General features: G+C 69.0%; 11 protein-coding genes. All 11 read left to right on the top strand.

What is annotated here, in order from left to right; genetic code table 11:
- Positions 1-49: 49 nt before the first annotated feature.
- The 11 genes from pheS to ACFXQA_RS00005 all read left to right on the top strand — a co-directional run bounded on the left by pheS (position 50) and on the right by ACFXQA_RS00005 (position 13,802).
- Positions 50-1,090 carry a phenylalanine--tRNA ligase subunit alpha gene (gene pheS, locus ACFXQA_RS00055; protein WP_394517739.1) on the top strand — a complete coding sequence of 347 codons (1,041 nt, stop codon included), beginning with the start codon at positions 50-52 and terminating at the stop codon, positions 1,088-1,090.
- Positions 1,090-3,621 carry a phenylalanine--tRNA ligase subunit beta gene (gene pheT, locus ACFXQA_RS00050; RefSeq protein WP_394517738.1) on the top strand — a complete coding sequence of 844 codons (2,532 nt, stop codon included), beginning with the start codon at positions 1,090-1,092 and terminating at the stop codon, positions 3,619-3,621. Before pheS ends, pheT begins: the two co-directional genes overlap by 1 nt.
- Positions 3,622-3,844: 223 nt before the next feature.
- Positions 3,845-4,891, top strand: coding sequence for an N-acetyl-gamma-glutamyl-phosphate reductase (argC, locus tag ACFXQA_RS00045; RefSeq protein ID WP_394517737.1), 1,047 nt, complete (start codon positions 3,845-3,847; stop codon positions 4,889-4,891).
- Positions 4,888-6,045 (top strand): bifunctional glutamate N-acetyltransferase/amino-acid acetyltransferase ArgJ, encoded by a 1,158-nt coding sequence (gene argJ / locus ACFXQA_RS00040; protein WP_394517736.1) that lies wholly within the window; start codon positions 4,888-4,890, stop codon positions 6,043-6,045. Before argC ends, argJ begins: the two co-directional genes overlap by 4 nt.
- The gene (gene argB, locus ACFXQA_RS00035; protein ID WP_394517735.1) at positions 6,042-6,944 is read left to right on the top strand and encodes an acetylglutamate kinase; all 903 of its coding nucleotides are present in this window, start codon (positions 6,042-6,044) and stop codon (positions 6,942-6,944) included. The genes argJ and argB overlap by 4 nt, the downstream gene beginning before the upstream one ends.
- Complete coding sequence (locus tag ACFXQA_RS00030; RefSeq protein WP_394517734.1) at positions 6,941-8,188, top strand: acetylornithine transaminase; 1,248 nt, start codon at positions 6,941-6,943, stop codon at positions 8,186-8,188. Before argB ends, ACFXQA_RS00030 begins: the two co-directional genes overlap by 4 nt.
- Complete coding sequence (argF, locus tag ACFXQA_RS00025; RefSeq protein ID WP_394517733.1) at positions 8,185-9,108, top strand: ornithine carbamoyltransferase; 924 nt, start codon at positions 8,185-8,187, stop codon at positions 9,106-9,108. Before ACFXQA_RS00030 ends, argF begins: the two co-directional genes overlap by 4 nt.
- Complete coding sequence (locus ACFXQA_RS00020) at positions 9,087-10,223, top strand: heparan-alpha-glucosaminide N-acetyltransferase domain-containing protein (protein WP_394517732.1); 1,137 nt, start codon at positions 9,087-9,089, stop codon at positions 10,221-10,223. Before argF ends, ACFXQA_RS00020 begins: the two co-directional genes overlap by 22 nt.
- A 4-nt stretch (positions 10,224-10,227) precedes the next feature.
- The gene (gene argH / locus ACFXQA_RS00015; protein WP_394517731.1) at positions 10,228-11,658 is read left to right on the top strand and encodes an argininosuccinate lyase; all 1,431 of its coding nucleotides are present in this window, start codon (positions 10,228-10,230) and stop codon (positions 11,656-11,658) included.
- 38 nt (positions 11,659-11,696) lie between these two features.
- Positions 11,697-12,989 (top strand): tyrosine--tRNA ligase, encoded by a 1,293-nt coding sequence (gene tyrS, locus ACFXQA_RS00010; protein WP_394517730.1) that lies wholly within the window; start codon positions 11,697-11,699, stop codon positions 12,987-12,989.
- A 9-nt stretch (positions 12,990-12,998) separates the two neighbouring features.
- Positions 12,999-13,802, top strand: coding sequence for a DUF4184 family protein (locus ACFXQA_RS00005; RefSeq protein WP_394517729.1), 804 nt, complete (start codon positions 12,999-13,001; stop codon positions 13,800-13,802).
- The last annotated feature ends 393 nt before the right edge of the window (positions 13,803-14,195 follow it).

The raw sequence follows: 14,195 nt of genomic DNA, 5'->3' as shown, positions 1-14,195 counted from the left end.
GCGAGAGCGGGCAGAACGCCGCATCCGCCCGTCGGTAGACTCGACTCTCGTGTCCGACGCCCCCGAGATCACCCCCGAAGCGGTAGCCGCCGCGGTCGACGCGGCCCTCGCCGCGATCGCCGCCGCCGCTTCCACCCCCGACCTGAGAAGCGCCCGCGCGGCTCACACCGCGGAAGGCTCGCCACTGGCGCGTCTGAACGCCGGGCTGCGTCAGGTCGCGCCCGAGAACAAGGCCGAGTTCGGCAAGCTGGTGGGCCAGGCCCGCGGGCGCGTGAACCAGGCGCTCGCCGCGCGTGAGACCGAGCTCGCCGAAGCCGAGACCGCCGCCAAGCTCGAGGCGGAGCGCCTCGACATCACGGCGCTTCCGCGACGTGCCCGCGTCGGAGCGCGGCATCCGATCTCGCTCCTTCAGGAACAGGTTTCCGACATCTTCGTCGGCATGGGGTGGGAGATCGCCGAGGGGCCCGAGCTCGAGCACGAGTGGTTCAACTTCGATGCGCTGAACTTCGACGTCGATCACCCGGCGCGCCAGATGCAAGACACGTTCTTCGTGGATCCGGTGGCACGCCACCTCGTCATGCGCACCCACACGTCCCCCGTGCAGGTGCGTTCGATGCTCGAGCGGGAGCTGCCGATCTACGTCCTCTGCCCGGGGCGGGTCTACCGCACCGACGAGTTCGACGCGACCCATCTGCCCGTCTTCACGCAGTTCGAGGGGCTCGTGATCGACAAGGGCATCACGATGGCGAACCTCAAGGGCACGCTCGACCACGCCGCCCGTGTGCTCTTCGGCCCCGAGGCGAAGACGCGCTTCCGCGCGAACTTCTTCCCCTTCACCGAGCCGAGCGCCGAGCTCGACCTGTGGCACCCGACCTTCAAGGGCGGCGCTCGCTGGATCGAGTGGGGCGGCTGCGGCATGGTCAACCCCAACGTGCTGCGCGCGGCGGGCATCGATCCCGAGGTCTACTCGGGCTTCGCGTTCGGGATGGGAATCGAGCGGACGCTGATGTTCCGCAGCGACGTGCAAGACATGCGCGACATGGCCGAGGGCGATGTGCGTTTCAGCGAGCAGTTCGGAATGGTGGTCTGATGCGCGTCCCGCTCTCCTGGTTGCGTGAGTTCGTCGACGTCGCCCCCGAGACCACCCCCGAAGACGTTCTCGAGGCGCTCGTGCGCGTCGGGTTCGAAGAAGAAGACGTGCACCGGTTCGACGTGACGGGTCCCGTCGTCGTCGGCGAGGTGCTCTCTTTCGATGCCGAACCGCAGTCGAACGGCAAGACGATCCGCTGGTGCCAGGTGCAAGTCGCGCCAGACGGCGAGACCGCCGCGGATGGCGGACCGGCCGTGCACGGCATCGTGTGCGGTGCCGGCAACTTCTTCGTCGGCGACAAGGTCGTGGTGACGCTTCCGGGCGCCGTGTTGCCGGGACCCTTCCCGATCGCGGCGCGCAAGACCTACGGACATATCTCGGACGGCATGATCGCCTCGGCGAAAGAGCTCGGTCTCGGCGACGAGCACGCGGGCATCCTGCGCCTTGCCGAGCTGGGCATCGACGCGCCCGTGGGCACCGACGCGATCGCGCTGCTGGGCCTGGATGACGTCGCGGTCGAGATCAATGTCACGCCCGATCGCGGCTATGCGTTGTCGATCCGTGGCGTCGCGCGGGAGTATTCGCACTCCACGGGTGCGGTGTTCCGCGACCCGGGCGCGAAGGTGTGGGGCGAAGTGAATCTTGCCGATGAACGGGCCTTCGCGGTCTCGGTCATCGATCCCGCCCCGATCCGCGGTCGGGTCGGTGTTCCGGAGTTCGTGGCCCGCATCGTGCGCGACGTCGACCCGACGAAGCCCACCCCGGCGTGGATGGTGGCGCGGCTCACCCTTGCCGGCATCCGGTCTTTGGGCATCCTGATCGACATCACCAACTACGTCATGCTCGAACTCGGCCAGCCGATCCACGGCTACGACCTCGACAAGCTGCAGGGCGGGATCACCGTGCGGCGCGCGACGCCGGGGGAGAAGCTCGAAACTCTCGACGGCAAGGTGCGCGACCTTGATCCCGAAGATCTCGTCATCACCGACGATTCGGGCCCGATCGGCCTCGCTGGCGTCATGGGTGGCGGCACGACCGAGATGACGGGTTCCACGCGCAATGTCCTCATCGAAGCGGCGAACTTCGACACGGTGTCGATCGCCCGCACGGCGCGGCGGCACAAACTGCCGAGCGAGGCCTCTCGTCGCTTCGAGCGCGGTGTCGACCCGACGATCCAGTTCGTCGCGGCCGCGCGCGTCGCGGAACTCATGGTGCAGCTTGCCTCCGGCACCGACACTCGCGCCGGCGGTGCTCTCATGCGCGGGACTTCGTCGCCCGCGGTCGAGCTGCCCCGCGGGTTCGTTCCGGCTCTGATCGGTGTCGATTACACATCGGACGAGATCGTCGAAGCTCTCGAGATGATCGGGTGCACGGTACGCGAGAACGCCACGAATTGGGTCGTCACTCCGCCGCCGTGGCGCCCTGACCTGACGGATAAGTGGACTCTCGCCGAAGAGGTCGCCCGCATTGAGGGGTACGACCTCATTCCGTCGATCCTTCCCGTGCCCCCGTCGGGGCGCGGTCTGACGCCTGCCCAGCAGGGTCGTCGTCGCGTGTCGAATGCGCTCGCCTCCGCAGGGTTCGTTGAGACTCCGTCGTTCCCGTTCACGACCGAGGAGCAGAACGACCTCCACGGCTCACCCTCGGGCGAACACCTCCCGAGTGTGAAGATGGCGAACCCCCTCGACGGGCAAGCGCCGTTCCTACGCAGGTCTCTGATTCCCGCGCTGCTTCTTGCGGCCCACCGGAACGTGGCCCGCGGGCTCACTGACCTCGCGGTCTTCGAGGCGGGCGCGGTCTTCCTGCCCGAGCCCGGCGTCACCTACGGCACCGACTCCGTGCCGCCGCTGGGTGAGCGTCCCGATGACGCCACCCTCGCGGCTCTCGACGCGTCGATCCCGCCGCAGCGTCGCCACGTCGCCGTCCTCCTCACCGGCCCGATCATCGAGAAGCAGCCGGGGCAACCCGCCGTGTCTGCCGGTCTTGCCGACGCCGTCGACGCCGTTCGGATCATCGCGGGCGCCGTCGGCGTCGAGGTCGAACTGGTTCAGGCCACGCGCGCTGCGCTCCACCCGGGTCGTGCCGGAACGGTCACGGTCGCCGGAATCGAGGTCGGCTACGTCGGCGAGGTGCTGCCCGCCGTGTCCGAGGCCGCCGACCTGCCCGGTCGCGTCGTCGTCGCCGAACTCGACCTCGACCTGCTCCTCACGCTCGGCGGCGACCGGGTGGTCGCCGCATCCCTCTCGGGGTTCCCCGCGGCGACCCAGGACGTGTCGCTCGTCCTCCCCGAGAGCGTGCCCGCGGGCGCGGTACGCGCGGCGCTGGCCGAGGGGGCGGGCGAATTGCTCGAGTCGCTCCGGCTCGTCGACGATTACCGCGGCGCCGGGCTCCCCGCGAGCAGCAAGAGCCTCACGTTCGCCCTGCGTTTCCGCGCCCCCGATCGCACACTGACCGCGGCCGAGGCATCGGAGGCGCGCCTGGCGGGTGTCGCGTTCGCAGCCGAGCGCTTCGGAGCGACCCTGCGCGAGTAGCATCCGTTCGGCTCGTCGCCTTTCCGCACGGACCGATTTGCGGATGCTGCGAACCCCGGGCTATCGTCGGGGCCATGCTTTCCGCCGCCTCCGTCTCGCTCGTTGAGAGCGTTTCGAGCGCGCGCCGTCGCGACCGCCGACTCTAGGCGACCCCGCTTCCCGCCGTCAGGCGGCACGGGCGTCGCCGACTCAGGCCCGTGACCCAGACAATAAGGTGGAAGCCATGACCTATTCGGTCGCCGTATCCGGCGCCTCCGGCTACGCCGGCGGCGAGATCCTGCGCCTGCTGTCGGCACATCCCGACATCGAGATCCGCACCGTCACGGCGCACTCGAACGCCGGCCAGCCGCTCGTCCGCCATCAACCGCACCTGCGTTCGCTCGCGCACCTGGAGCTGCAGGACACCACCCCCGAGGTGCTCGCAGGACACGACATCGTCGTCCTCGCGCTCCCGCACGGCCAATCGGGGCAGTTCACCGATGCGCTCGCCGACACTCCGCTCGTCATCGATGCGGGCGCCGATCACCGCCTCACCGACTCCGCCGAGTGGGACCGCTTCTACGGCGGCGATTTCCACGAGGCGTGGACGTACGGTGTGCCCGAGCTTCCCGTCCACGGCGGCACACAGCGCGAACGCCTCGTCGGTGCCTCGCGCATCGCCGCGCCGGGTTGCAACGCCTCGACCGTGGCGCTGAGCCTCGCCCCCGGGGTCGCCGCGGGCGTCATCGATGCGAGCGATATCGTCACGGTTCTCGCGGTGGGCCCTTCGGGGGCAGGCAAGAGCCTCAAGACGAACCTGCTGGCCAGCGAGATCCTGGGATCCGCCAACCCCTACGCCGTCGGCGGCACGCACCGGCACATCCCCGAGATCCGGCAGTCGCTGGTGGCGGCCGGGGCCGTCGGCGACGTCCGCATCTCGTTCACACCCGTCCTGGTTCCGATGTCGCGGGGCATTCTCGCGACGACGACGGCTCCCATCGCCCCCGGCGTATCCGATGCCGAGATCCGCGCGGCTTGGCTCGATGCCTACGGCGACGAGACCTTCGTGCAGGTGCTCGACGAAGGTGAATTCCCGCGCACCGCCGATGTCCTGGGCGCGAACACCGCTCTGCTGGGACTCGCGATCGACCGCCCCGCCAACCGGGTCGTCATCGTCGCGGCCCTCGACAACCTCGTCAAAGGCACCGCCGGAGCCGCGGTGCAATCCATGAACATCGCGTTGGGTCTTCCCGAAGGCCGCGCCCTCACCGTGAACGGAGTGGCGCCATGAGCGTGACCGCACCCGCCGGATTCGAGGCGTCGGGCGTTGCCGTCGGCCTCAAGTCGTCCGGGAAACCCGACGTCGCCGTGGTCGTGAACCGCGGCCCGCTCAAGGTCGGCGCCGCGGTGTTCACCTCGAACCGCGCGAAGGCGAACCCCATCCTGTGGTCGGAGCAGGTGATCCGCGACGGAATCGTCGAGGCCATCGTGCTCAACTCGGGCGGGGCCAACTGCTTCACCGGGGCTTTCGGGTTTCAGACGACCCACCAGACCGCCGAGCTCATGGCCGAGTTGCTCGAGGTGGGAGCCGGTGACGTGCTCGTCTGCTCGACCGGTCTCATCGGTACCGGCGACGAGGTCTTCCGCGCCAAGGTGCTCGAAGGGGTTGCCCGGGGCATCGATGCACTGGATGCCGAGAGCGGTCAGGCGGCCGCCGAGGCGATCATGACCACCGATTCGGTGTCGAAGACGAGCGTCCGCAGCGGGGACGGGTGGACGATCGGCGGAATGGCGAAGGGTGCGGGAATGCTCGCGCCGGGTCTGGCGACGATGCTCGTCGTTCTCACCACCGATGCCGTGCTCGATGCCGCAGACGCCGATGCGCACCTCCGCGCGGCGACCCGTGTGAGCTTCGACCGACTCGATTCCGACGGCTGCATGTCGACGAACGACCAGGTGACCCTGATGGCGAGCGGGGCGTCGGGCGTCGCTCCCGACGCGGAGGCCTTCCGTCGGGCTCTGACCGAGGCCTGCCTCGATCTCGCCGTCCAGCTGCAGGCCGACGCGGAGGGTGCGAGCCACAGCATCCAGATCCGTGTCGTCCACGCGGTCACCGAAGACGAGGCCGTGGAGGTCGCCCGCTCCGTTGCGCGCAACAACCTCTTCAAAGCGGCGATCTTCGGCAACGATCCGAACTGGGGTCGGGTACTCGCTGCGATCGGCACGACGCAGGCGGAGTTCGACCCGTACGCCGTCGACGTCGAGATGAACGGGGTACGTGTCTGCTCGAACGGCGGGCCCGACCGCCCACGCGAAGAGGTCGATCTCACGCCCCGCGAGACCAGTGTCGTCATCGACCTGAAGGTCGGCGACGCCACCGCGACGATCTACACCAACGACCTCACGCACGACTACGTCCACGAGAACAGCGCGTACTCCTCATGACAGACATCGATCTGCAGAAGACCGACCCCGAGACCGCCAGCGCGCGGGCGGCGACGATGGTCGAATCCCTGCCCTGGTTGCAGCGATTCCGCGACCAGATCGTCGTGGTGAAGTACGGCGGCAACGCGATGGTGAGCGACGAGTTGCAGGATGCTTTCGCCGCCGACATCGCCTACCTACGCTACGTCGGGGTGAAGCCCGTGGTGGTGCACGGCGGGGGGCCGCAGATCTCGTCGATGCTCGACCGACTGGCCATCCCGAGCGAATTCAAGGGCGGCTACCGCGTCACCTCGACCGAGGCCATCAGCGTCGTCCGGATGGTGCTCACCGGGCAGATCAACCCGCAGCTGGTGGCGAAGATCAACGCCCACGGGCCGTTGGCCACGGGCCTGAGCGGCGAGGATGCCGGGCTCTTCGGCGGCCGCCGCCGCGGCGTCACCGTCGCCGGAGTCGAGCACGACCTCGGCCGCGTCGGCGACGTCGTGTCGGTCGACCCGCGACCCGTTCTCGATCATCTGGACGCCGGGCGCATTCCCGTCGTGTCGAGCATCGCGCCCGACCTCGACCACCCCGGCCACTCGTTGAACGTCAACGCGGATGCTGCGGCCGCAGCGCTCGCCGTCGCCCTCGGCGCGACGAAGCTCGTCGTCCTCACCGATGTCGCGGGACTCTATGCCGACTGGCCGAACCGGGCGTCGCTGGTCTCGCACCTGGATTCGACCGAGTTGCGCGCGATGCTGCCGCGGCTGGAATCGGGCATGATCCCGAAGATGCAAGCGTGTCTCGACGCCGTCGACGGCGGCGTACCCACGGCCGCGATCATCGACGGGCGCGTGCCGCACTCGGTGCTCGTAGAACTGTTCACCAGCAACGGAATCGGAACGGAGGTCGTCGCATGACCGACACCACTTGGCAGGACGACGCTCGACGCGACCTCGTCCGGAGCTTCGGCGACAGAATGGCGCTCTTCGTCCGCGGCGAGGGATCGCATCTCTTCGACGACGGCGGCCGCCGGTACCTCGATTTCCTCGCCGGCATCGCCGTCGACTCCCTCGGCCACGCGCACCCGGTGTTCGTCGAGGCCGTCTCGCGGCAGGCGGCTACCCTCGCGCACGTGTCGAACTACTTCGCGACGCCGCCGCAGCTCGCGCTCGCGGCGCGGCTGAAGCGGCTGGCCGGCACCGGCTCCTCCGGCCGCGTCTACTTCGGCAACTCCGGCGCCGAGGCGAACGAAGCGGCGTTCAAGCTGGCGCGGCTGCACGGCGGCGCCGAGCGCCCGCGCATCCTCGCCCTGAAGGGCGGATTCCACGGGCGCACGATGGGAACCCTCGCGCTCACCGGCAAGCCCGCGCTGCAAGCCGACTTCCTGCCCATGGTCCCGGGTGTCGAGCACATCGACGCCACGATCGAAGCGCTCGAAGCGGCCCTCGACGACCGTGTCGCGGCGCTGCTGATCGAACCGATCCAGGGCGAGGCGGGCGTTGTCGAGCTTCCCGAGGGGTATCTGTCGGCCGCGCGAGCGCTGACCGAAGCATCCGGTTCGCTTCTCATCGTCGACGAGATCCAGACCGGCGTCGGGCGCACGGGGGAGTGGTTCGCGTTCCAGCGCGCGGGCATCGTCCCCGACGCGATCACCGTCGCCAAGGGCATGGGGGGCGGCTTCCCGATCGGCGCGCTGGTCACCTTCGGTCATGCGAGCGAGCTGTTCTTCCCCGGCACGCACGGTTCCACGTTCGGAGGCAACGCCCTCGCGACGGCTGTCGCCGGAGCGGTGCTCGAAGAGATCGAGCGCGCGGGTCTCGTTCAGAACGCCGCGGACCGCGGCGCCGAACTCCGCGCCGGAATCACCGGCCTCGGCTCACCGCTCGTCGGCGGCATCCGCGGTGCGGGCCTGCTCCTCGGGGTCTCACTCACGCACCCGGTCGCCAAGGCCGTGGTCGCCGCGGCCCAAGAACACGGCCTCATCGTGAACGCGGCGAACGACGACACCATCCGCCTCGCCCCGCCGCTCACGATCGGCGACGACGAAGTTGCGGAGTTCCTCGAGCTCTTCGCGGCGTCGCTCGCGACCGTCGGCGACGCACTGCTTCTCGACGACGAATCCGACGTCACACCAGACACGACCGTGGAGGTACCCGCGTGACCCGCCATCTGCTTCGCGATGACGACCTGAGCCCGGCCGAGCAGGCCGCGATCCTCGACATGGCGATCGAGCTGAAGCGCGACCGCTGGGCGCAGAAGCCCCTCGCGGGTCCGCAGACCGTCGCGGTCATCTTCGACAAATCCTCCACCCGCACGCGCGTGTCGTTCGCGGTGGGTATCGCCGACCTCGGCGGGTCGCCGTTGATCATCTCTACCGCCAACAGCCAGCTCGGCGGCAAAGAGACGCCCTCCGACACCGCGAGGGTGCTCGAGCGCCAGGTCGCCGCGATCGTCTGGCGGACATACGCGCAGTCGGGCCTCGAAGAGATGGCCCGCGGAACGCGGGTGCCGGTCGTCAACGCACTGAGCGATGACTTCCACCCCTGTCAGCTGCTCGCCGACCTGCTGACGATCCGGGAGCACAAGGGCGAGCTCGCCGGTCTGACCCTGTCGTTCTTCGGCGACGGTCGCAGCAACATGGCCCACTCCTACCTTCTGGCCGCGGTGACGGCCGGAATGCACGTGCGCGTCGCCTCGCCCGCGGCCTACTCGCCGCGCCCGGACGTCGTGAGCGACGCCGAGGCGATCGCCGCCCGCACCGGCGGTTCGGTTCTCCTCGAGCCCGACCCCGTTCGGGCAGCCGCCGGGTCGGACGTCGTCGTCACCGACACGTGGGTATCGATGGGCAAAGAAGAAGAGAAAGCGGCGCGCCTGCGCGATCTCGGTGCCTACAAGGTGACTCAGGGGCTCATGGCGCTCGCCGACCCCGGCGCGATCTTCATCCACTGCCTCCCCGCAGACCGCGGATACGAGGTCGAGGCCGAAGTGATCGACGGCCCGCAGAGCGTTGTCTGGGATGAAGCCGAGAACCGGCTTCACGCGCAGAAGGCGCTCCTGGTGTGGCTGCTGCAACAGGGATGAGCGGGTGGGTGCGCTCGCGGTGGGCGCGCCTCGACGGACCCGGGCGACTGGCAGGTCTTGACTTCGCCCGCGGGCTCGCCGTGGTCGGGATGCTGGCGGCGCACCTTCTGACGATCGAACCCTGGGTGACGAGCCGACCTGACACCTGGATCGACATCGTCAACGGTCGTTCGTCCATCCTGTTCGCCACCCTGGCAGGAGTGTCGATCGCCCTCGTCACGGGCGGCCGCACGCCGTTCCGCGGCACTGCGCGGGCCCGCGCGTCGGGCCGGCTCGCGGTGCGTGCGGCCGCGCTGTGGTTGATCGGGCTTCTGCTCATCGCCACGGGCGTGCCGGTGTTCGTCATCCTTCCCGCCTACGCCATCCTCTTCCTGCTGTCGCTGCCGTTCCTCGGCCTCCGTGCCCCCGCGCTGTTCGCCATCGCGGCGGCACTCGCGGTGGTGATGCCGTTCGTGCAGGCGTTCCTTGACGCCTTCCCCTTCTGGTCGACCCCCGTCGGCGAGCTCGTCGGAGTCTCGATCGGGTGGGCGTACCCGTTCCCCACGTGGATCGCGTTCCTTCTCGCCGGAATGGCGCTCGGTCGCGCCGACCTTCGTTCGGTGTCGGTGCAGGGAGCGCTGCTCGCTGCCGGCGCTGCCGTGGCGACGTTGGCCTACGGGGTGGCCGCGATCAGCGGGTCCGATCGGGCGTCGGAGGACACCGATTATCTCGCCGCGGTGTGGACCGCGAGGGCTCACTCGACCGGTCTGCTCGAAGTCCTCGGATCGGGCGGTCTCGCCGTGGCCGTCATCGCGGCGTGCCTGCTGCTGTGTCGCACGCCGGTGCGCTGGGTGGCCGTTCCGTTGCGCGCCGTGGGCTCCATGCCGCTCACGGCCTACACCGCGCAGATCGTGGTGTGGGCGGTTTACGCCGCCTCCGCTCTCGGCACCACGGGTGCGCTCTCCGCTTTCCGCGCGCTCGAGCCCTTCTGGCCGATCACCCTGGGAATCATCGTCGGGTGTCTCGTCTGGGCGCTCCTCGCCGGACGCGGCCCTCTCGAAGCGGCGATCGACCGCGTCGTGCGATGGATGGTGCGAGAGCCCGACCGGGCGCCGGCGACGCCGTCGCTAGGCTGAGACGATGAGCATCACGAGCGGTCACGGTACGAACGACGGAGCGCTGTGGGGGGCACGATTCGCGGGGGGTCCGTCGCCGGAGCTCGCGGCTCTCAGCCGGTCCACCCACTTCGACTGGGTTCTCGCACCGTACGACATCGCGGGTTCGCACGCGCACGCGACCGCTCTCACGGCTGCGGGCTACCTCACCGCCGACGAGTCGGTCGCGATGCACGAGGGTCTCGACGAGCTGGGGCGCAAGGTGGCTGACGGCACCTTGGTCGCTGCGCCCGACGACGAAGACGTGCACGGTGCCCTCGAGGGGGCGCTGATCGACATCGTCGGCCCAGCCCTCGGCGGCAAGCTCCGGGCCGGACGCAGTCGCAACGACCAGATCGCCACCCTCGTGCGCCTGTACCTGCTCGATCACGCGCGCGTGATCGCCCGCGACATCGTGCGCCTCATCGATGCGCTGGTCTCGCAAGCTGACGCCCACGCCGAAGCGATCATGCCGGGGCGCACGCATCTGCAGCACGCCCAGCCGGTGCTGCTCGCTCACCACCTCCAAGCGCATGCGTGGCCGCTGGTGCGCGACCTCGAGCGGTTGCGCGACTGGTCGATCCGCGCGGCCGTCTCGCCGTACGGCGGTGGTGCGCTCGCCGGATCCACTCTCGGGCTCGACCCGCAGCTCGTCGCCGACGAGCTCGGACTCACGCGGCCCTCCGAGAACTCGATCGACGGAACGAGCGCGCGCGACGTCGTCGCGGAGTTCGCGTTCGTCGGCGCGCTGATCGGGATCGATCTCTCCCGCCTGTCCGAGGAGATCATCCTCTGGAACACGCGGGAGTTCTCCTTCGTCACTCTCGACGACGCGTACTCGACCGGGTCGAGCATCATGCCGCAGAAGAAGAACCCCGACATCGCAGAGCTCACGCGCGGAAAGTCCGGCAGGCTCATCGGCAATGTCGCCGGGCTTCTCGCGACGTTGAAAGGCTTGCCGCTGGCCTACAACCGCGACCTTCAAGAAGACAAAGAGCCCGTCTTCGACACGGTGGTCACCCTCGAAACGGTGCTGCCGGCCTTCACCGGCATGATGGCCACGCTCCGCTTCGACACCGCGCGCATGGCCGAACTCGCCCCGCAGGGTTTCTCGCTGGCGACCGATGTCGCGGAATGGCTCGTCACCCGGGGCGTCCCTTTCCGCGACGCGCACGAGGTGTCGGGCGAACTGGTGCGCGCCTGCGAAGAGCAGGGCATCGGCCTCGAAGACGCCGACGACGCACTTCTCGCATCGGTGTCGCCGCTGCTCGAGCCTGCCGTCCGCGAGGTGCTGACGATCGGGGGCTCGGTTGCGCGCCGCACGGGCGTGGGCGGCACCGCGCCCGAGCGCGTCGCTGAACAGCGCGCGCAGCTGGTCGCTCGCACACAGGCCCTCGCTCACGAACTCGGCCTCTGAGGTCGGGAGGCCGCTGGCTGGTTGATACCCTCGAACACGTGTCAACAGCCGCGCAGCCGACGATCGATCCGACCTTCGAGAACGTCTGGGACGAGATCGTGTGGCGTGGACTGGTGCACGTCTCCACCGATCAGGCGGCGTTGCGCACAGCGCTCGCCGGACCGCCCATCGTGTTCTACTGCGGCTTCGACCCCACCGCCCCCAGCCTTCATCTCGGCCACCTGGTGCAGCTCCTGACCATGCGCCGGCTGCAGCTGGCCGGCCACCGCCCCCTCGGATTGGTCGGCGGATCGACGGGCCTGATCGGCGACCCCCGCCCGACCGCCGAACGCACTCTCAATTCGCCCGAAACCGTCGCCGACTGGGTGCAGCGTCTGCGTGGACAGGTGGAGCGGTACTTGAGCTTCGACGGTGCGAACGCCGCACGGATGGTCAATAACCTCGATTGGACCGCTCCTCTGAGCGCGATCGACTTCCTGCGCGAGATCGGTAAGCACTACCGCGTCGGAACGATGCTGAAGAAGGACGCCGTCAGCGCGCGGCTGAATTCCGAAGCCGGCATCAGCTACACCGAGTTCAGCTACCAGATTCTGCAGGGACTCGACTTCCTCGAGCTCCACCGCCAGTACGGCTGCGTCCTGCAGACGGGCGGAAGCGATCAGTGGGGCAATCTCACCAGCGGCACAGATCTCATCCATCGGGTCGAGGGCACGTCGGTGCACGCCATCGGCACGCCCCTCATCACGAATTCCGACGGCACGAAGTTCGGCAAGAGCGAGGGCAACGCGATCTGGATCGACGCCGATCTCACGAGTGCGTACGCGTTCTACCAGTTCTGGCTCAACACCGACGATGCCGACGTCGTCGAGCGGTTGAAGATCTTCACGTTCCTCGGTCGCGCGGAGATCGAGGAGTACGGCCGACTGGTCGAGACGGAGCCCTTCCGGCGGGCCGCGCAGAAGCGACTCGCGGCCGAGGTCTCGACGATCGTCCACGGAGCCGATGCGACGGCGGCCGTCGTCGCCGCATCCGATGCGCTTTTCGGCCAGGGCGACCTGGCGGGTCTGGATGCGGGCACGCTGCGCGAAGCGCTGGACGAACTGCCCCACGCCGAAGTGCCGCGCGGCACGACCGTCGTGCAAGCGCTCGTCGAGACCGGTCTCGTGGCGAGTCTCGGAGAGGCTCGCCGTGCCATCGCGCAGGGCGGTGTCTCGGTCGACGGGGAACGGGTCGCTGCCGACGATGCGGTGGTCACCGGCGGCCTGCCCGGGGGAGTCTCGGTTCTCCGCCGCGGCAAGAAGACCCTCGCGGGCGTTTTCGTCACCGGCTGAGACGCGCCCATGCCGTTCACGCTGAGCCACGCCGTCGTCGCTCTGCCGTTCGTCCGCACCCCGCTCATCCCCGCCGCGATCGCGGTGGGGGCCATGACGCCCGACCTTCCGTTGTTCATCCGCACGGGACTCCCGTTGTACGACGTCACGCACGACGCCGTGATGCTTCCGGTGACGATGGTGCTCGCTCTCGCCCTCCTTCTGGTGTGGCGGTGCGTGCTGCGCCCGTCGGTCGGGGAGCTGACGCCGCGGTGGTTCGCCGCGCGCCTGCCCGCGGCATGGGAGAGCGGACCCGGTCCATCTCTCCGCGAGACTTTCGCCGGTAAGGACGGCAGGGTCACCGCGCGCTCGGCGGCGATCCTGGCGATCTCCCTTCTCCTCGGTGTGCTCAGCCACATCGTTTGGGACCTTTTCACCCATGAAGGACGAGGGGGAGTCGCGCTGCTGCCCGCACTGGCAGACCCGTGGGGTGTGCTGCCCGGGTACAAGTGGCTGCAACACGGTTCGTCCGTGATCGCGCTGCTGGTCCTCGGCGTCTGGGCGATGGTCTGGCTGAGGCGTCGGCGCCCCGAAGCCGTCGAACGAATGCTGCCGGCCGCGGTGCGTTACACCGTGTGGCTGTCGTTGCCCGCCGTGCTGGTCGGGGCGTGGGTGATCGGCCTCAGCGTGTACGGTCCGATGACCGACGAGTGGACCCCGCAGCATCTCGCCTACCGGGTCTTGCCTACTGCCGTGGGGGTGTGGGGGCTGTCCGTGTTCGTTCTCGCCGCGGTGGTGACGACGAGGGGCGCGACATCCGCACCACGACGCTGAATCGACCGATGAACGTGAACCCCGGAGGGGCGCGACACGCCCGGGATGCAGCCCGATTCGCCGACACGGTGCATCCCGCGTAAGTTTCTATCTGTTCGCCCCACAGGGAAGAGCGGAAAGTCCGAAGGACTGGCCCCACCCTCAAGCGGAGAACACCCCTCAGGTCAGCTGCACTTCGTGTGCAGTCAGTCGCAAGACTGAGACTCGAGGTGACCGCCACTCGGGCGTCGAATTCGGCGCGCTTCCTCCTCTTCATGGGGCTGGAAACGCTGATTTGACAGTTGGGGTGGTTGGGATAAGGTAGTGAAGTTGCCCTGCGGGCGAGGCTGAGGAGCCGAGTAGCAGGTGCGTCCGATCCTTGAGAACTCAACAGCGTGCACTTGTCAAAATGCC

The organism is Microbacterium shimangi (genome assembly GCF_043556445.1).
Lineage (GTDB): Bacteria > Actinomycetota > Actinomycetes > Actinomycetales > Microbacteriaceae > Microbacterium.
Note: the sequence above shows the minus strand (reverse complement) of the source record. Positions and strands in the feature narration are given on the sequence as shown.

Coding starts and splice junctions, on each gene's coding strand:
- argC (WP_394517737.1), top strand. CDS start 3,845: ATGACCTATTCGGTCGCCGTATCCGGCGCCTCCGGCTACGCCGGCGGC.
- ACFXQA_RS00005 (WP_394517729.1), top strand. CDS start 12,999: ATGCCGTTCACGCTGAGCCACGCCGTCGTCGCTCTGCCGTTCGTCCGC.
- ACFXQA_RS00030 (WP_394517734.1), top strand. CDS start 6,941: ATGACCGACACCACTTGGCAGGACGACGCTCGACGCGACCTCGTCCGG.
- argJ (WP_394517736.1), top strand. CDS start 4,888: ATGAGCGTGACCGCACCCGCCGGATTCGAGGCGTCGGGCGTTGCCGTC.
- argH (WP_394517731.1), top strand. CDS start 10,228: ATGAGCATCACGAGCGGTCACGGTACGAACGACGGAGCGCTGTGGGGG.
- argB (WP_394517735.1), top strand. CDS start 6,042: ATGACAGACATCGATCTGCAGAAGACCGACCCCGAGACCGCCAGCGCG.
- pheT (WP_394517738.1), top strand. CDS start 1,090: ATGCGCGTCCCGCTCTCCTGGTTGCGTGAGTTCGTCGACGTCGCCCCC.